Origin of the sequence: Brevundimonas sp. (genome assembly GCF_041648055.1) — a bacterium.
GTDB lineage: Bacteria > Pseudomonadota > Alphaproteobacteria > Caulobacterales > Caulobacteraceae > Brevundimonas.
This window is the reverse complement of sequence record NZ_JBAZPS010000014.1, coordinates 12498-30525: the sequence shown is the minus strand read 5'-3', so window position 1 is coordinate 30525 and position 18028 is coordinate 12498. Positions and strand designations below refer to the sequence as shown.

Below are 18028 nucleotides of genomic sequence, written 5' to 3'. Positions count from 1 at the left end.
CCTTGCGGCAAGTTTACGGCGAAGATCGCCTGGCCTCGAACATTGTTCGCCTGTGGAGCGCGGGCGACACATTAGGGTTTGATTAACCACGAAACCCCAGCCTGATACCCATGACGGTAGGAGCGATTCCCTCATCCGGCGGTGTGGAGGCGGCCATTCGCCGTGCCTCCAGCGCGACCGGCGTGGATGCGGACTTTCTGCTGCGCACGGCGCGGCGCGAAAGCTCCATGAACCCTTCCGCGCGGGCACCGACCTCGACGGCGTCCGGCCTGTTTCAGTTCATCGAGCAGACCTGGTTGGCCACGGTGAAGCAGCATGGAGCCAAGCACGGCTATGGCCAGTATGCCGACCTGATCTATCGCGGCAACGACGGCCGTTGGAAGGTGCAGGGGTCGGCGCGCAACGTCGTGCTGGACCTGCGTTTCGACCCCCAGGCCGCTTCGACCATGGCGGGCGAGCTGACGGCCCAGAACGCGGCCTATCTGCGTGGGCGCACGGGGCGTGAGCCGGGGGCGGGTGATCTGTACGCCGCCCACTTCCTCGGGCCCGCAGGCGCGGCCCAGCTGATGGAGGCTATGAGCACGCGTCCGGGAGCCAGCGCAGCCTCGATCTTTCCGCAGGCCGCCGCCGCCAATCGGTCGCTGTTCTATCGCGGTGGTCGACCGACGACGGTGGCCGAGGTGCATGCCAATCTGCAACGCTCTGCCGGATCCGGTGCGCCCGCCGCCGATGCGGGTTCGGGTGCTCAGACGCAGAAAGTTCCCGACCTGTCCGAACGCGATCAGATGCTGGCGGCGCGGCTGGATCGGTTGAAACAGGATCAAAGCCTGCTGGCCCTGCTGCTGGGTCAGGACGGCCAGGGCGGGGCCAGCACAGGCTTCGGCGGGGCCTTCAGCCCGGAAAGCTCGCGCAGCTGATCGCGAATCCGGCGATGGTAAACTCAGCCTTAACCATAACGGGTTGATGCTGGCCGCGAACGCCTGCATGCAAAGCGCACTCGCATGACCGCCTATCGCGCCCGCCTGACCGAGATCGACATTCGCCGCCTGATCAAGGCGACGGACGAGGACGAGCGCGCCGCGGCCGCGCACAAGCTGTGCCGCAGCATGGACAAGGCCGAACTGGACGACGAAGGCCGCGCGGCGGCCCAGAAGATACTGCGGCTGCTGGCCGAGGATGCCGCCGAACTGGTGCGCCGTGCCATGGCGGTGACGCTGAAGGCGTCGGACCTCATCCCGCGCGACGTGGCAAGACGGCTGGCGGCGGATGTGGACAGTGTTGCGTTGCCGGTTATCCACTTTTCGCCTGCCTTTACCGACGAGGACCTGATCGAGATCGTGACGGCCGGATCGTCGGTACGTCAGGTCGCCGTGGCCTCTCGCCCTCGCGTCGGACGCGACGTGGCGTCGGTGATGGCCGAGCTCGGCAGCGAACAGGCCGTGCGGGCGCTCGCGTCCAACGACAATGCCGACATCGCCGAGGCGGCGCTGGGTCGCTGCGTAGATCGGTTCAGCGGTTCGTCCGAGATCGTTACGGCCCTGGCCTATCGTCAGGTGCTGCCGTTGAGTGTCACGGAGCGTCTGGTCGATCTGGCGTCGGACGCCGTGCGCGAGCACCTGATCGCTCGCCATGCCGTGGCCCCGGAGACGGCGATCCGTCTGGCGAACTTCGCGCGCGAGCGGGCGACGATCGATCTGGTCGATCAGGCCATGGGCCAGACCGACCTGGGCGGCTTCGTCGCCGGGCTGAATGCGCGACGGGTCCTGACGGCATCACTGCTTTTGCGGGCCCTGGCGCGGGGTCAGATGGCCCTGTTCGAGCATGGGATTGCCGAGCTGGCCGGTGCGCCGCATTCACGTGCGGCGTTGATGATCCACGATGCGGGGCCGCTGGGGCTCAAGGCCATCTATGACCGGGCGGGTCTGCCGCCGCGCCTGTTTCAGGCTTTCCGGGCCGGCGTCGACACCTGGCGCACCTTGCAGGCCGAAGGGATCGACACCTCCGGTGACCTGTTCCGCCAGCAAATGCTGGAGCGCTATCTGACCCAGCGCCCGCATGCTCCTCGCGAGGACATGGCCTATCTGCTGGAGCGGCTGGATCAGACGGCCACGACGCAGCAAGCCAACGACGTGGCGGCAGCTTAGGTCGGTTTCCGTTAGCCCTGAAGCTCGGCGACCCGCGTTTCCAGCGTTTCCGCCAGTTCACGTCCGACAGGATGCTCGTCGGTCTGGATTTCGTCGCGGACCACGGCCTTGATGGCGTCGATGTGGGCATCCAGCAGGACGATCGGAGCCTCGGTCCGCTTTGCCGGATCGTCCAGTAGCTTGCACAGCGAGCCGGCCATGCGGGTCACGATCGGATACTGATAGGTCGAGCCCAGACCCTTCAGGTCGTGGGCGCGGAAATAAAGCCCCTCGGCAGTTTCCTGGGTCAGGCCCTGCGTGCGGATCGCGGTCTGGGCCGCGTCCAGCTTGGTGATTTCGTCCTGCAGCCATTGGCCGAACTGGGCTGACATGGCCTTCAGCGCCTCTTCGGCCTTGGCGATGGCCCCGGCGTCGATGCCGCCAAATCCACCGCCGACTTTCATGCGCAGCGTGTTGGGAGGGGTAAAAAGCTGGGCCGGATTGGACACGTCAAAACTCCTGGGAGGATGTTTCAGTTTCGCCTGACAGGTTTAAGAACCGGTGCACGGCAGTTTCAGGCCGTGAATTGCTCGGCCAGAACCCGCTCCTCGAAGGACCGACCGGCGTCAAACAGCATGGTCAGAGCGATGTCGCGGCGTTCGCGCACCTCCACGGCAGCCACACGCCGGACTTCGAAACTGTCGGCGGTTGCGCTGACCGGGCGCTTGTCAGGCTCAAGAACTTCGAAGCGTACCTTGGCGGTATGGGGCAGAAGAGCGCCGCGCCAGCGCCGTGGGCGAAACGCGCTGATAGGTGTCAAGGCGAGTATTGGTGCGTCCAGAGGAATGATCGGGCCGTGGGCCGACAGATTGTATGCGGTCGACCCCGCCGCTGTGGCCACCATGCAGCCATCGCAGGCCAGTTCGTCCAGGCGCACGCGGCCATCCACGCTGATGCGCAGCTTGGCACTCTGACGGGTCTGGCGCAGCAGGGAGACCTCGTTGATGGCCAGGCCGCTGTGCACCTGACCGGCTTCGGTCCAGGCGTCCATCTGCAGCGGATGGATGACGGCGCGCCCCGCCATGGCCAGTCGTTCGCGCAGGCCCGATTCCTCGTAATCGTTCATCAGGAAGCCGACCGAGCCCCGGTTCATGCCGAAGACAGGCGTACGGCGCTCCAGATTGGTGTGCAGAGTCTCCAGCATGAAGCCGTCGCCGCCCAAAGCCACGATGACGTCGGCCACGGCGGGATCTACGCCGCCATATAGCCCTTTCAGCCGCTCGCAGGCGGCCTGGGCTTCCGGGCGGTCGGATGCCGTGAAGGCGATCTGAAGGTCTGACTGGCTCACGGCGCTACGCAAGCGGAGCGGGCCGGTCGTGTCAAACGCTCATACTCAGGCCGGGATCAGGACGCGGAACGAGCGCAGCGCGGACGAGGGCGACAACTGTCCCCGTTGCCAGACCGATCCCCCATCCCCGGCGGGCATGCCTTCGTTCAGGTGCCGGACCTCGGCGAGGATGGCGGGGAAAACAGCTCGATCCATGCCGATCGCGGCGCAAGCATAATAAAGAGCCTCGGCACTGTTGTCGGCCAAGGCCTTGCGGATATCCGCAGCAGGCAACCCGCTGAGCGCGGCAAGTCCATGCAGGAAAAGGCCAAGTCGCCTCTCGCGGATGGCGCGGACCAGATAGCCGGCCTTCAGTTGACCCGCCGCGTGCAGCTTGTCGATCAGGCGGCGTTCCATCTCGTCGCGATGCGGACTGTCAGGCGAGGTATCGGTCGGGGCCATGGCATCAGCGGTGGCCTGGTCGACCAGACCGGCCAGGCGTTCCTCGTCGATCTCGAACCGCACGGCGATGGATTGGCGCAGGGCCACACCGACCCACTGATACATCTGCTCTGCGAGCGATTCCGTCAGGCCAGGGTGGCGCGTCAGGGGCAGGCGAAGGGCGGCAATCCGGCGCGAATGCTCGACAAGGCGACGCAACCCTTCGCCGCTGATCTGGGCGCTGCGGTTGGAGGCCAGGGCTGTCAGGGTCGCGGGCTCGCCTCGGTCGATGATGGCATCGGAGACGCGGCCGCTGAGCCTGGGCCGCAGGGCCACTTCGATCTGATGCTCCAGTGTGGCCTCCAGCAGCACCCGCATCATGTCCTCGTCCTGGACTACGGAGCTGGAAGCCAACAGGGGGCGGGCGATGTCGATATCATCCATCATCAGAACCTCGACGACGGCGTGCGGGGCCCAGTCAGCCTTGGCCAGACGGATGGCGAGGGCCTTTCGGATGTCGCGCTCGATCTGGTCAGCGACGGTGAGAAAGATGTCGCCGAAAGCCTTGGCCGCCTCTTCGCTGGCTCCCTGCGTTTCGCAAAGCGTCAGCACGCCCATGAGCAAGCGTTGGCGTGCATCGACGCTGGGATGACGGGCGAGTGCCAGCAGGTCGGGCAGGGGAGAGTCAGACGCGGCACGCATCATGGGGAGGACGGTCACTGGCGTCTCCGGCACACCGGTCGAGTCGGCTTATCCCTGATTATCGCGGCCAAGCTAAGACAGGGTTAACGGAAGCTGAATCTTGACGCGGCCATCGAGGAGAGCGACCCTGAGTTGAAACGCAGACGAGGAACGACCCAGTGGCTGATGGACCTGCTCTCCAATCCCTGAAATCTCGTGTGTCTTCCGAGGAGTGGCAAACCCGGATCGAACTGGCGGCCCTGTACCGTCTGGTCGCCCTGCATGGCTGGGACGACATGATCTTTACCCATATTTCGGCGCGGGTGCCGGGACCGGAGCATCACTTTCTGATCAACCCCTATGGCTGGTATTTCGAGGAGATCACGGCCTCGTCGCTGGTCAAGGTCGATCTGGACGGCAACATCGTTCAGGACACGACCAGCTTCATCAATCCGGCCGGCTTCACGATCCATTCGGCCATCCATGGCGCTCGCGACGATGCGAAGTTCGTCATCCACCTGCATACCGTGGCAGGCGTCGGTGTGGCGGCCCAGGCGGAAGGGCTGCTGCCCATCGGCCAAAACGCCTGCCTTTTGCAGCATCAGGTCGCCTATCACGGCTATGAGGGCCTGGCCCTGAACCATGACGAGCGCGAGCGTCTGGTGGACGATCTGGGCGACAAGCCGCTGATGCTGCTGCGCAACCATGGCACGCTCGCGGTCGGTCAGACGGCGGCGGCGGCATGGGTTGGAATTTTTTTCCTGGAGCGGGCCTGCGCCCAGCAGATCGCAGCCCTGTCGGGCGGGCGCGAGCATGTGCTGATGGCACCCGACGCAGCACAGGAAGAGACGAAGGAGCAGGGCAAGGGGATCGGCTTTATCTCATCCCTCGCCTGGCCGGGGGCCTTGCGGATGCTGGACCGAAAGTCGCCGGGCTACGACGCTTGAGATACGCCGGGGGGCTTTGGATAGGTGCCGCGGCTCTTGCGGTCGCGGGGCCTTGCGTGGCGGGACCATGGACCCAGCCGAAAGGTCAGGGGCAGATCATCGTCAAATATGAGCAGATGCGGGCTGATCAGGGCTTCAATCCGGACGGTAACCGGGTCGCTCTGCCTGCGGACCGACGAGACAGTTCGCTCAGTGCCTTCATCGAATATGGCCTGACCGACGATTTGACGTTCCAGTTCAAGGGCGATTGGCAGTCTGGCGAAGATGCCTTCGTTGACTACGAAGGACGGGGCCCGCTGGAAGCTGGCGTCACCTGGAGAGTCTGGCACGATGACCGGACCTCCGTCAGCCTTTATGGCGGATATGCCGATGGCGGTGAGGGCCGCAACGCCGGTTATGCTGCGCCCGGCGTGGGTGATCAGGACTGGGAGGTTCGTGCCTCCGTCGGGCGTTCGTTCACCAGCAGCGGGCGGCGGTTCAGCCCGCGCAGTAGCTTCATAGACCTTCAGGTCGCCCGCCGCATGCGGCAGGGCCTGCCAGACGAAACCCGCATCGATGCTACAGCGGGGGCTCGATACGGCGCGGACTGGATGGTCCTGACACAAGCCTTTGGCGGACAGACCGACAATGACGGGGCGCAATGGCTGTCCGTCGAGACTTCGGTGGTGCGCGATCTGGGCACCTGGAGCCTGCAGGCAGGCTGGCGACAGTCCGTTCTGGGCCGAGAGACTCCTGCCGCCTCCGGGCCTGTGGTCGCCATCTGGCGTCGGTTCTGAACGCGGCGAATTTACGCAGCATTGCCGCGACGGAAACCGGAACAGTCTGCGTTACAACCACTTTAGTTGCGTCGACGGCGAAAGCCGCTAAGTCGGCATGCCCACTGACCGCCGGAGAGCCTGACGCGTGATCAAACGCCACTTCTTCCTCATTGCCGCCGGCGTGCTGCTTGTCCTGATGGTACTGGCCGTCGTCCTGCGCATGGCCTTTGCGGGCGACGAAAAGGCGGGCGGTCGGGGCGGCCCCGGTGGTCCTGGGGGGCGGGGTCAGGCCGTGTCAGCGGCGACGGTGGCGCAGCGCGAGTTCAGCGATCAGATCAGGGTTCTGGGCGTGGCGCGTGGCCGCCGATCGGTGAACATCACCTCCTCAACCAGCGAACTGATCACGCGCGTTCTGTTTACTGACGGCCAGCGCGTTGCCGCAGGCGCACCGCTGGTCCAGCTGCAGGCTCGCGAGGAAGACGCTGGTGTCGGCGAAGCCCGCGCGCGGGTCGATCAGGCCCGGTCGATGTACAATCGATACAAGACCCTTAGCGATCGAGGTTTTGCCTCGCCCATGATGGTCGAGCAGTACCAGACGGAACTCACGACGGCCCAGGCGGCATTGACGGCAGCGCAGGCACGTCAGGGTGATCGGACAATCCGCGCGCCCTTTGCCGGTGTGCTGGGGCTCAGCACCGTCACGGCCGGTACGTTGGTCAATCCGGGCGGCATCATCGCGACGCTTGACGACATCGATATTGTCCGCGTCGATTTCCCGATACCTGAACGGTATCTATCCACACTGCGGCCCGGTGCAGCGATCACAGCCAACATCGATGCCTATGGCGATGAGACATTTACGGGGCGGATCGCCCTGATCGACACACGCGTGAATGAGCAGACCCGATCGGTCACCGCCCGCGCCGAAATCCCAAACCCCGGCGGTCGCATCCGTCCCGGCATGGCCGTGCGGGTCGCGGTTCAGCAGGGGCAGCGCTCCTCGATCGGCGCGCCTGAGGCTGCGGTCCAGTATGAAGGCGAAGGGGCCTTCGTCTATCGCATCGCGCGCGGCGAGAACGGCTCCACCGCCCAGCGGGTTGAGGTCGAGGCGGGGGCCGTCGAGGGTGGCTTCGTCGAAATCCTGTCCGGCCTGAATGCGGGCGACCGCATTGTGGCCTCGGGTCTGAACCGTATCCAGCCGAACGCGCCGATTACCGTGGCCGGTAGTGGAAATGCCGGCAGCGCGCGTCAGGGTGCGGCGGTTTCACCGCAGGGAGCCGCCCGATGATGTTGTCCGACATGGCCGTCCGCCGCCCCGTCTTCGCGGCGGTGGCGGCTATCGTGCTGTGCGTGATCGGGGCAGCGGCCTTCTTCTTCCTGCCGGTGCGCGAACTGCCGGACGTCGATCCGCCCATCGTTTCGGTCAACACCAGCTATGCCGGGGCCTCGGCCGAGGTCATCGAGAGTCGGATCACCGAGCCGATCGAGCAGCAGATCGCGGGCATCCAGGGCGTCGAGCGCATCAACTCGACCAGCCGCGACGGCCGCTCCAGCGTCTCGATTGAATTCGCTCTGGACCGCAACATCGACGACGCGGCCAATGACGTGCGTGACCGGGTATCCCGGGTCGTCGGCAACCTTCCGGATCAGGCCGACCCGCCGGAGGTGGCCAAGGCCGACTCCGACAGCCAGCCGATCATGATCCTGTTCCTGCGTTCTACGTCGATGAACCGGCTGGAGCTCACGGACTATGCCGACCGCTATCTGATCGACCAGCTGGCGACCGTGCCTGGCGTGGCCCAGGTCCAGATTTACGGCGAGCAGCGCTACTCCATGCGCATCTGGCTGGACGCCGCAGCCCTGGCCGCTCGCGGCCTGACGGTCACGGACGTAGAGACATCCCTCAGTGCCCAGAATGTCGAACTGCCGGCCGGGGCGTTGGAATCGGGCGAGAAGAACTACACGGTCCGCGTGGCCCGGACCTATGCCCTGGCCGAGGACTTCCGCCAGTTGCCGATCGGCACGCGCGGGTCGGCAACGGCCAGTGCGCCAACGACAGGCACAGCCAACGGTGCGGCAGCCTCGACGGCCCTGCCCAGTGGTGCGACGACCGCCATCCAGGGCCCCGGGGCCTATGTCACCCGTCTGGGCGACATCGCCCGGGTCGAGGAAGCGCCCGAGGAAGATCGCCGCCTGTTCCGTGGCAACGGGCTGGATCAGATCGGCCTGGCCATCACCCGGCAGGCCCAGTCCAACGACCTGGCCATTTCCGACGGCGTGACCGACCTGCTGGACAGCGTGCGTGCCAGCCTGCCTGAGGGCACCGAACTGGTCGTCGGCTCGGACAATTCGGTCTTCACCTCGCACGCCATCGACGAGGTCTGGATCACCATCGGCATCTCGATGGCGCTGGTGGCCCTGGTCAACTTCATCTTCCTGGGTTCGCTCAGGGCGGCGCTGATCCCCTCGGTGGTGGCCCCGATCTGTCTGCTGGCGACCTTTATCGTCCTGGCTCCGCTGGGCTTTTCGCTGAATCTGCTGACCCTGCTGGCGCTGGTTCTGGCCATCGGTCTGGTGGTCGATGATGCCATTGTGGTGACCGAGAACATCCAGCGCCGTCTGGACCACGGCGAGCCGCCTCTGGTCGCCGCCGAACGGGGGGCGCGTCAGGTGTTCTTCGCGGTCGTGGCCACGACGATCGTGCTGCTGGCCGTGTTCGCGCCATTGCTGTTCCTGCCGGGTTATGTCGGACGGCTGTTCGTGGAACTGGCCGCTGCCATTGCGGCGGCGGTGGCCTTCTCGGCCTTCCTCGCCCTGACCTTGTCGCCCATGCTGGCATCCAAGATCCTGCGGCCCGTTACGACAGGTGGCTGGCTGGCCCGCCGGGTCGACTGGGGTATGGACAAGCTGAAGAACTCCTATGGCAACTCGCTGCAGGCCCTGCTGGGCAAGCGGATCGCCGTGGTCGGGGTCGCGGGCCTGATCCTGCTGGTCGGGGCCGGGGCCGCCGCCATGTTCCTGACCCTGCCTAACGAGCTGGTGCCCGGCGAGGACCGGGGACGCGTGACCGTGCGTGTGTCGGGTCCAGAAGGCGCGGGCTTCGACTATACGCGCCGTATCATGCTGGGGCTGGAGCCTATCCTCGCTGAATACCGCGCCAACGGCGAGGCGGAGAGCTATCTGATCTCGGCTCCAGGCTTCGGGGGCGGGAGCTTCAACTCCGGCAATGCCGTGCTGACGCTGAATGACTGGGCCGAACGCGATCGCTCTGCCGACGAGATCGCGCAGGAATTGAACGGCAAGCTGCGCAGCCAGACGGATGCTCAGGTCAACGCGAGCGTTCCAGGAGCCTTCCAGCGCGGCGGGGGCAACTCCAACTCGGTGGAAATGGTGGTCACCGGGGCCGAGTATCGGGACATCTTCAACTGGCTGCAGCCCGTACTGGCGGCGTCGCTGGAGAACCCGGGCTTCTCGCGCCCGCGCTTGAACTATGAACCTAATTCGCCCCGTCTGCTGGTCGATGTCGATCCGGAGAAGGCGGCGGCGCTCGGTGTGTCGGCCCAGTCGATCGGTCGGACGCTGGAGACCATGTTCGGGTCGCGCCGTGCCACGACTTACCTACGCGGCGGTCAGGAATACGATGTGATCCTCCAGACCGAGCGGGATGACCGGCGCACGGTCGAGGATCTGGAAGCGCTCTATGTCGCGACAGGCAGCGGCCAGCTTGTGCCCCTGTCGGCCGTGGTGACAACCCAGACCAGTGGCGACACGCCTGATCGTCGTCGCCTGGATCGCCAGCGTGCCATCACCCTCTCGGCCGACCTCAATCCCGGTACCACCATCGCCGATGCGACCGAGTTCCTTGAGCAGGTGTCGCGTGAACAACCCCAGGGCGTAGTGGCAACCCAGTGGGGTGGCGCGGCGCGGGATCAGCAGGAAGCGGGCGGAGCCGTCGCTGCTGCGTTCGGCCTGGCCCTGTTACTGGTCTTCCTGGTGCTGGCGGCACAGTTTGAAAGCTGGATTACCCCTGCAGTGATCATGCTGACCGTGCCCCTCGCGGCGGCAGGCGGTCTGTTCGGTCTGGTGATGGCGGGCTCCAGCCTGAACATCTATTCCCAGATCGGGCTGATCATCCTGATCGGCGTGGCCGCCAAGAACGGCATCCTGATTGTGGAGTTTGCCAACCAGCTGCGCGACCAAGGACGGTCGATTTCGGAGGCGATCATCGAATCGTCCACCCTGCGTCTGCGGCCCATCATCATGACCTCGATTGCCACCGCCTTCGGGGCCCTGCCTCTGGTGCTGTGGCAGGGCGCGGGCGCGGGTAGTCGCCAGACCATCGGCGTTGTGATTTTCGCCGGTGCCATGTTCGCCACCCTGCTGACGCTCTTCGTCGTGCCGGTGATCTATGGCGTGCTGGCTCGTTTCACCAAATCGCCAGAGTACACCGCCCGCAAGATCGAGGCCTGGGAGGCGGAAGAGATCAGGGGCGCGCCGCCGGCTCCGGCGGAGTAGTTGCAGTTGTTGGGGCGGGGGCGGGCGCATAGCCCGTCTCCACCTTCAGAAAGGCGATGACGTCGCGGCGGTCGGTGGCGTCCGGGATGCCGGCAAAGCTCATCTTCGTGCCCTTCAGGAAGGTGCGCGGATTCTCCAGCCAGTTGTTCAGGTGATCCGCGTCCCAGACGAAGCCCGCCTGTTTCACTGCGGTCGAATAGTTGTAGCCCTCGGCCGCGCCCGCTGCCCGACCGAAGACCCCATACAGATTTGGCCCCGTCATGTTCGGCCCGCCCTCGGTGATGGTGTGACACGAGCGGCAACGGGCGAAAACGCGCTGACCATTGGCCAGGTCGGCGGCGTCGTAGGGCGCGGGCAGGGTGGCCAGCAGGGCCGTCTTCTGCTCCGCCGTCAGGGCAGGGCGCGCGGGACGCGCGGGCTCCTGGCTCGCCTCCTGATTACAGGCCGCCAGGGCCAGTCCGGTGATCGTCAGGACAATGAGGGCGCGGGTCATGCAGGGCTCCGGAGCTATGGGTTGGTGATACCGCAACCGCGCGAGCGGGCAAGCGGCCTGCGACGCCGCGACGGGGTGGACGTGAACCCATCGCGCCTGATAATCACTGTCAACTGAAGGCGCGGATCCGCGTCAGCGTCGATCAGAGTATCTATGTCCGAACCCACCAAGCTCAGCCAGGCTCGTCCCGGTGACCGCGGCTCTATCCTCAAGGTCGGCGACCATTGCCACCATCAAGATCACGCGCTGGAGCTGGAACGGCGCCTGCTGGAACTGGGCTTCGTCGAGGGGGCCGCTATCGAACTGCTGCACGAGGGACTGTTCGGGGGTGATCCGATCGCCCTGAAGGTAGACGACATGCGCGTGGCCCTGCGCCGGCACGAGGCCGCCAGCATCACCATTCAACTCGACAACGCGGCGACGACCTGATGGACATGGCCCTGCGTACGGCGCGGATCGCGCTGGTCGGTAATCCCAACAGCGGCAAGACCGCCCTGTTCAACGCCCTGACGGGCGCGCACCAGAAGGTGGCCAACTATGCGGGCGTGACCGTCGAGCGCAAGGAAGGCCTGATCCGAGCCACCAGTGGCCGGACCCTGTCCATACTGGACCTGCCCGGCACCTATTCGCTGCGCGCTCGTAGCCCTGACGAGGAGGTCACGCGCGACGCCGTATTGGGCCGACTGGTGGGTGAAGCGGCACCTGATGTGATCGTGGCCGTGGCCGATGCGACCAATCTGCGGTTGGTCCTGCGCCTGATCCTGGAGCTGAAGGCGGTGGGGCGCCCGATGGTCCTGGCCGTCAACATGTACGACATCGCTCAGCGTCAGGGCTTGCGCATCGACCTGGATGGCCTGTCGAGGGAGCTGGGCGTGCCGGTCGTGACCACGGTGGCGACGCGGCGGCGTGGCATCGACGACCTTATCGCTCAGGTCGAGACGCTCGCGACATCCTCGGACGTAGCAACCGCGACCGAGGGCGAATGGCACGCCCCCGACGCCGCCGAACTGCGCGCTGCTCACCGTAACGCCGAACGCATCATGCGGGCCTGCGTCCGCCCACCCGAACGCCCCGACACCCTGACGGGCAGGATCGACGGCGTGCTTCTGCATCCCGTCGGCGGATTGGTCATCCTGCTGGCCCTGCTATTCGTCATGTTCCAGGCGGTGTTCAGCTGGGCCACGCCTCTCATGGATCTGATCGATGCCGGCTTCATCGGCCTGGGTGGACTGGTTGCGACCGTGGTTCCGGACGGTCTGTTGCAGAGCCTAATCGTCGATGGCCTGATCGCCGGCGTCGGCAGCGTGATCATCTTCCTGCCCCAGATCGTGATCCTGTTTGCCTTCATCATCCTGCTGGAAGATTTCGGCTACATGGCCCGCGCGGCCTTCCTGATGGATCGGATCATGGGCGGGGCGGGTCTGCACGGTCGCGCCTTCATTCCTCTATTGTCCAGCTTCGCCTGCGCCATTCCGGGTGTGATGGCGACACGAGTGATCGACAGCAAACGCGACCGCCTGACGACCATCATGGTCGCGCCGCTGATGACCTGTTCGGCGCGGATACCGGTCTACACCCTGATCATCGCGGCCTTCATTCCGAACGAGACCGTCTGGGGTTTCGCCAATCTGCAGGGCCTGGTGATGTTTGGCCTGTATGCGGCGGGCATCGTCAGCGCCCTGACCGTCTCCTTCGTCATCCGTCGCATCTTGTGGCGCGGGCAGGTCGAGCCGTTCATGATGGAGCTGCCGGCCTACAAGCTGCCGGGCACCAAGTCGGTGCTCATCAACCTGTGGCTCCGGGCCAGGATCTTCCTGACGCGGGCGGGCAAGATCATCCTGCCGCTTATGGTGCTGGTCTGGGTGGCCTCGACCTTCCCCCATCCGCCCGAAGGCGCGACCGGCCAAGCCATCGAATACAGTTTCGCCGGCATGATCGGAAAGACGCTGGAGCCCATCTTCGCCCCTATCGGCTTCAACTGGCAGATGGTCATCGCCCTTGTCCCCGGCATGGCCGCGCGCGAGGTGGCGGTGGCGGCCCTTGGTACTGTCTATGCCGTGGCCGATGCGGAAGCGGTGGGCAGTGGCCTGGCGGGCCTGTTGGCCGCTCAATGGTCGCTGGCGACGGGCTTGGCCTTCCTGGCCTGGTACGTCTTCGCACCGCAGTGCGCACCGACCCTGGCCGTGGTCAAGCGCGAGACCAACTCCTGGAAATGGATGGCGATCATGATCGTCTACATGTTCGGCCTGGCCTATCTGGCGGCCTTCGTGACCTACCGGGTGGCTGTGGCCCTGGGCGGAGGATAGCGGTCTGACGGACGGTTGTTGGTGATCGTCCGGCCAGGAAATTCTAAGCGATTGCGTCCTTCGTTTGGCTCGCTAAGGTCTGCCAACCGCTGATCTGAAGGACTGTCTCTATGCGACTTCGCGCCGTCTCACTTGCTGCCATTCTCGCCGTCATTTCCCCGGCTGTTGCTCTTGCCCAGGCCCCGGCCGTGCCGTCGGAGAACGTCGCAGCCGCGCAGGCAGCAGAGCTCCGCGCCGCGCCCGTCGCCGAACTGGTCTCCGAGGTCAACATCCCCTGGTCGCGGTTTCAGTTGGACAACGGCCTGACCGTGATCGTGCACGAGGATCGCAAGGCGCCGGTCGTCGCAGTGTCGGTCTGGTATAATGTCGGCTCGAAGGATGAGCCCGCCGGTTCGACCGGCTTCGCTCACCTGTTCGAACACCTGATGTTCGGCGGATCCGAGAATGCGCCTGGCAGCTATCTGGGCCGTATGCGCAATCTGGGCCCATCAAATCTGAATGGCACCACCTGGTTTGACCGCACCAACTATTTCCAGACGGTCCCGACGCCCGCGCTGGAGCAGGCCCTGTTCCTGGAAAGCGACCGCATGGGCTACCTGCTAGGCGAGGTGGGACAGGAGGTGCTCGATCTGCAACGCGGCGTCGTCCAGAACGAGAAGCGTCAAGGCGACAACCAGCCCTACGGCCTGTTCGAATATGCCCAACTGGAAGCCCTGTTCCCCGAGGGGCACCCCTACCGCCACTCCACCATCGGCTCAATGGCCGATCTGGACGCCGCCAGCCTGGAGACTGTGCGCAACTGGTTCCGCGACAAGTACGGACCGAACAATGCCGTCGTCGTTCTGTCGGGCGATATCGACGAGGCGACCGCGCGTCCTCTGATGGAGCGTTATTTCGGCACGATCGCGCGGGGCCCCGTAAACACGCCGGCCCAGGCCGATGTCCCAACCCTGGCCGCACCGATCGTGGCGACCATGCAGGACCGGGTGGCCAACACGCGTCTGACCCGCAGCTGGGCCGTGCCTGGCATGCTGAGTGATGATGCCGTGCCGCTGTCGGTAGCGGCCTCGGTGCTGGGCGGGCTGGCCTCCTCTCGCCTGGACAACCAACTGGTGCGCGGCGAGCAGATGGCCGTGTCGGCGTCGTCGTCTCTGTCGGATTTCCAGCGTGTCGGCATCTTCGACATCTCGGTTGACGTGAAGCCGGGCCAGGACGCCGCCGAGGTCGGACGCCGCCTGGATGCCATAATCGCCGATTTTATCGCCAATGGTCCGACCGACGAAGAGGTCGCTCGCGTCGCCACTCGCTATGTCTCGGGCCGGATCCAGAGCCTGGAGCAGGTCAACGGCAAGGCCAATGTTCTGGCCGAAGGTCAGCTGTATGCCGGGGATCCGGACGACTACAAGAAGGAGCTGGCCGAATACGCCTCGGTGACGCCGGCCGAGGTGACGGCTGCAATGCAGCGCTGGCTGACCCGCCCCGTCTTCGACATGACCATCGCCCCCGGAGAGCGCGAGGCCTATGTGGAGGCTGCTGCCGCGCCGTCGGGTGCCGATCCGGTACCGGCCGCTGAAATCCAGCGTGTGGCCCGCGATCCGATGCCGTCGATCGGCCAGGTGCCGGATCTGGAGTTCCCGGCCGTGGAACGGACAACCCTGTCGAATGGCCTGAAGGTGGTTTACGCCCAGGTAGACACTGTGCCGGTAACGCGCGTGGGCATCGATTTCGACGCCGGCTATTCCGCCGACCGTGCCGACCGTCTGGGGGCCCAGGCCATGATGCTGGACCTGCTGGATGAAGGCACGACAACACGCGATGCCAACCAACTGGCTCAGGAAGAAGAACGTCTGGGAGCCTCGATCAATGTCGGTGCGTCCATGGACCGGACCTCTGCCGATCTGTCGGTCGTGACTGCCAACCTGGCCCCGTCGCTGACCCTTCTGTCGGATGTCGTGCGTAACCCGGCCTTCGCCCCGTCAGAAGTCGAGCGTATTCGTGCCTCGCGGTTGTCGGGCCTTGCCAGCGAACGCACCAACCCCGGGGCCATCGCCGCCCGAGCCCTGCCGCCGCTGATCTATGGCGCGGACAGTCCCTATGGCCGATCGTTCACTGGATCGGGTGATGAGGCGACCCTGACGGCTCTGACCCGCGCCGATCTGGTCGCCGAGCACAAGGCCTGGGTCCGGCCGGACAATGCGACCATCTTCGTCGTTTCGGACCTGCCCCTGTCGGATGTCACGCCGCAGCTGGAAGCGGCCTTCGGCGACTGGCGCGCCCCTTCTGTGGCCAAAGGCACCAAAGACTTTTCCACCACCGTTCCCGCTACAACCAGTCGCATCGTCCTCATCGACCGTCCGCAGTCGCCGCAATCGCTGATCTATGGCGGTGCTGTGCTGCCTGCATCCGGCACAGATGATCTGCTGGCGCTCAATGCCGCCAATGTGACGCTGGGCGGAGACTTCCTCTCGCGCATCAACGCCGACCTGCGTGAAACGAAAGGCTGGTCCTACGGGGTGCGCGGTGGTGTCAACCCGTTCCAGCAGCGCGTACCCTACATCATCAATGCGCCGGTGCAGGCCAACCGCACCGGCGAATCGATCGCCGCTCTGATTGCCCAGTACGACCGCTTCCTGAAAACCGACGGCGTCACGCCACAGGAGCTGGAGCGGACGATCAACGGCAATACCCGCTCGCTGGCGGGTGGTTTCGAAACCTCGGCCCAGATCATGGGGGCCTTGCGGTCCAATGCCCTGTTCGGTCGTCCAGACGACTACCAGGCCACGCTGGCCAGCCGTACTCGTGCTCTGACAGCCGCTCAGCTGGATGCTGAGGCCCGCCAGATCATCAAGCCGGATCAGTTCGTCTGGGTGGTCGTGGGTGACGCCTCGGTCGTGCGTCCGCAACTGGAGGCTCTGGGGCTGCCCATCGAGGACCAGCCGATCCAGTAGCGGGCCACGACGACACGGCGGCCCGGCTTGAAGGCTTAGGGTCGCCGTATCGACCGCCGGCGGCGGTAGGCTTTCAGGACGGCACGGCGCAGGGTCTAGCGGCGGCGGCTGATCGTCTGCGGTATCGCGTGCAGCCCTGGCGATCTCGTCAACCTGACTGGCTCCAGACGTCCAGATCGCTCTCGCGGCCTATCAAAGCCAAGCCGCTAGCAATAGACTCAAACTCACCGCCGGTCTCGATCCGATCCGTGCCGAACCGTTTGTAAAAGATGTTTCTGACCGCAGGTACGAACGAAGTGCCGCCTGTCAGAAAGACCCTGTCGATCTGCTCAGTAGCCAATCCAGATTTCTCGATCGCTTCATCCACCGCGACTTCGATCGCAGCCAGTTCGGGCGCAATCCAGTGTTCGAACTGCGACCGCTTCACGGGGGTCTCAATCAGAACCGAGCCTGCCTTGAACCGGAAGGTCGCCTCGTCGTCATGTGAAAGCGCCATCTTGAGCGCAGAGACCGACTGGTAAAGCGCGTAGCCGTGGTTGTCGTCGAGGATCTCGATCAGGCGATCGAGCTTTTCAGGCTCGGTCGCGGTGCGTGCCAGGGCGCGGATATCGCGCATGTCCTTTGAGGCGCGTAGCAGCGCCAGCTGATCCCACCGTGCGAATGCAGCATAGTAGCGTTGGGGGATCGGCAGCGTCTTTCCGAACGTGTGGTACTGCCCGCCCTTGCCGAGTTCAGGGGAAACCAGATGGTCGATGATGCGATAGTCGAACGCGTCGCCGGCAACGCCGACTCCCGACTGGGCGAGCGCTTTCGAACGCAGACCCTGGTCGGACTGTTCGAAGCGGATGATCGAGAAGTCGCTGGTTCCGCCGCCGAAGTCTGCGACCAGCACATTGGCGTCGGTCTTGAGCGTTCGGGCAAAGAAGAAGGCGGCCCCTACCGGTTCATAGGCATACCGAATGTCCGTAAAGCCAAGACGCGCGAACGCGGCTTCGTAGCGTTTCAGCGCCAGTTGTTCATCGGGTGCGCCACCCGCGAAAGTGACCGGTCGACCGACGATCACGCGCGCGGGCAGGTCCGCCATGGCCTCTCCGCCATGAAGGCGCAGCCTCAGCAGAAAGGCCGCAAGCAGGTCCTCGAATGCGTAGCGCCGATTGTCGATGACGGTCTCGGTAAACGCAGCGCTCGCGGCGAAGGTCTTGAATGACTGGATAAACCGGGTTTCCAGCGCTTCTTCGACATAGGCATCAATGGCCCAGGGACCAGCTTCCACCAGCCGCCGAGGCGGTTCAGCGCCTACGGCCGGTTCGACCTGAAAGCTCAAGGTGGAGCGGAATGCGGTCAGTTCACCGGTCGGCGCATCAAACCGGAGAACGAGCGCGTGGCCGTCGGCGCCTGTGACGGCGACCACGGTATTGGTCGTGCCAAAGTCGATCCCTACCGTCTGCGGGGTCTGACGGGTCATGCTGCTCTCTTCGGTCGGTGGGCG

At 65.2% G+C, this 18028-nt stretch carries 14 protein-coding genes; 9 read left to right on the top strand and 5 right to left on the bottom strand.

From position 1 onward, the window contains the following. Positions 1–110 precede the first annotated feature (110 nt). Positions 111–917, top strand: coding sequence for a transglycosylase SLT domain-containing protein (locus tag WC585_RS16280; protein WP_373258963.1), 807 nt, complete (start codon positions 111–113; stop codon positions 915–917). An 84-nt stretch (positions 918–1001) separates the two neighbouring features. Beyond that, a complete protein-coding gene (locus WC585_RS16275; RefSeq protein ID WP_373258961.1) occupies positions 1002–2144 on the top strand; it encodes a DUF2336 domain-containing protein in 1143 nt (380 codons plus the stop codon). Positions 2145–2155: 11 nt separating this feature from the next. On the opposite strand, the gene WC585_RS16270 is transcribed toward WC585_RS16275, so the two are convergent. The 3 genes from WC585_RS16270 to WC585_RS16260 form a co-directional block, all read right to left on the bottom strand. Beyond that, positions 2156–2587 (bottom strand): Hpt domain-containing protein, encoded by a 432-nt coding sequence (locus tag WC585_RS16270; protein ID WP_373259012.1) that lies wholly within the window; start codon positions 2585–2587, stop codon positions 2156–2158. Between the two features lie 110 nt (positions 2588–2697). Beyond that, complete coding sequence (locus WC585_RS16265) at positions 2698–3471, bottom strand: NAD kinase (RefSeq protein WP_373258958.1); 774 nt, start codon at positions 3469–3471, stop codon at positions 2698–2700. A gap of 45 nt (positions 3472–3516) precedes the next feature. Next, positions 3517–4611: a DUF2336 domain-containing protein gene (locus tag WC585_RS16260; protein ID WP_373258956.1), complete on the bottom strand. Its 1095-nt coding sequence runs from the start codon at positions 4609–4611 to the stop codon at positions 3517–3519. 140 nt (positions 4612–4751) lie between these two features. On the opposite strand from WC585_RS16260, the gene WC585_RS16255 reads away from it, so the two are divergent. The 4 genes from WC585_RS16255 (at position 4752) to WC585_RS16240 (ending at position 10792) form a co-directional block, all read left to right on the top strand. Next, complete coding sequence (locus WC585_RS16255; protein WP_373258954.1) at positions 4752–5519, top strand: class II aldolase/adducin family protein; 768 nt, start codon at positions 4752–4754, stop codon at positions 5517–5519. A 56-nt stretch (positions 5520–5575) separates the two neighbouring features. Then, entirely contained in the window at positions 5576–6295 is a 720-nt protein-coding gene (locus tag WC585_RS16250; protein ID WP_373258952.1) for a hypothetical protein, read from the top strand. A gap of 127 nt (positions 6296–6422) precedes the next feature. Then, a complete protein-coding gene (locus WC585_RS16245; RefSeq protein WP_373258949.1) occupies positions 6423–7565 on the top strand; it encodes an efflux RND transporter periplasmic adaptor subunit in 1143 nt (380 codons plus the stop codon). Further along, positions 7565–10792: an efflux RND transporter permease subunit gene (locus WC585_RS16240; protein WP_373259010.1), complete on the top strand. Its 3228-nt coding sequence runs from the start codon at positions 7565–7567 to the stop codon at positions 10790–10792. The genes WC585_RS16245 and WC585_RS16240 overlap by 1 nt, the downstream gene beginning before the upstream one ends. Here the strand turns inward: WC585_RS16240 and WC585_RS16235 are convergent. After that, positions 10761–11285: a cytochrome c family protein gene (locus WC585_RS16235; RefSeq protein WP_373258947.1), complete on the bottom strand. Its 525-nt coding sequence runs from the start codon at positions 11283–11285 to the stop codon at positions 10761–10763. The two genes, WC585_RS16240 and WC585_RS16235, sit on opposite strands and share 32 nt — an antisense overlap. Before the next feature lie 153 nt (positions 11286–11438). Between WC585_RS16235 and WC585_RS16230 the strand changes: the two genes are divergently transcribed. The 3 genes from WC585_RS16230 (at position 11439) to WC585_RS16220 (ending at position 16539) form a co-directional block, all read left to right on the top strand. Next, complete coding sequence (locus WC585_RS16230; RefSeq protein WP_373258945.1) at positions 11439–11714, top strand: ferrous iron transport protein A; 276 nt, start codon at positions 11439–11441, stop codon at positions 11712–11714. Next, positions 11714–13591 carry a ferrous iron transporter B gene (locus tag WC585_RS16225; protein WP_373258942.1) on the top strand — a complete coding sequence of 626 codons (1878 nt, stop codon included), beginning with the start codon at positions 11714–11716 and terminating at the stop codon, positions 13589–13591. The genes WC585_RS16230 and WC585_RS16225 overlap by 1 nt, the downstream gene beginning before the upstream one ends. A 110-nt stretch (positions 13592–13701) precedes the next feature. Further along, positions 13702–16539: a M16 family metallopeptidase gene (locus WC585_RS16220; protein ID WP_373258940.1), complete on the top strand. Its 2838-nt coding sequence runs from the start codon at positions 13702–13704 to the stop codon at positions 16537–16539. Between the two features lie 148 nt (positions 16540–16687). On the opposite strand, the gene WC585_RS16215 is transcribed toward WC585_RS16220, so the two are convergent. Then, positions 16688–18004 carry an Hsp70 family protein gene (locus WC585_RS16215; RefSeq protein ID WP_373258938.1) on the bottom strand — a complete coding sequence of 439 codons (1317 nt, stop codon included), beginning with the start codon at positions 18002–18004 and terminating at the stop codon, positions 16688–16690. Between the last annotated feature and the right edge of the window lie 24 nt (positions 18005–18028).

Excerpts from the sequence above, each read along its gene's own strand:
- WC585_RS16240 (WP_373259010.1), top strand. The coding sequence starts at position 7,565 with ATGTTGTCCGACATGGCCGTCCGCCGCCCCGTCTTCGCGGCGGTGGCG.
- WC585_RS16215 (WP_373258938.1), bottom strand. The coding sequence starts at position 18,004 with ATGACCCGTCAGACCCCGCAGACGGTAGGGATCGACTTTGGCACGACC.
- WC585_RS16275 (WP_373258961.1), top strand. The coding sequence starts at position 1,002 with ATGACCGCCTATCGCGCCCGCCTGACCGAGATCGACATTCGCCGCCTG.
- WC585_RS16220 (WP_373258940.1), top strand. The coding sequence starts at position 13,702 with ATGCGACTTCGCGCCGTCTCACTTGCTGCCATTCTCGCCGTCATTTCC.
- WC585_RS16225 (WP_373258942.1), top strand. The coding sequence starts at position 11,714 with ATGGACATGGCCCTGCGTACGGCGCGGATCGCGCTGGTCGGTAATCCC.
- WC585_RS16230 (WP_373258945.1), top strand. The coding sequence starts at position 11,439 with ATGTCCGAACCCACCAAGCTCAGCCAGGCTCGTCCCGGTGACCGCGGC.
- WC585_RS16235 (WP_373258947.1), bottom strand. The coding sequence starts at position 11,285 with ATGACCCGCGCCCTCATTGTCCTGACGATCACCGGACTGGCCCTGGCG.
- WC585_RS16270 (WP_373259012.1), bottom strand. The coding sequence starts at position 2,587 with ATGAAAGTCGGCGGTGGATTTGGCGGCATCGACGCCGGGGCCATCGCC.
- WC585_RS16280 (WP_373258963.1), top strand. The coding sequence starts at position 111 with ATGACGGTAGGAGCGATTCCCTCATCCGGCGGTGTGGAGGCGGCCATT.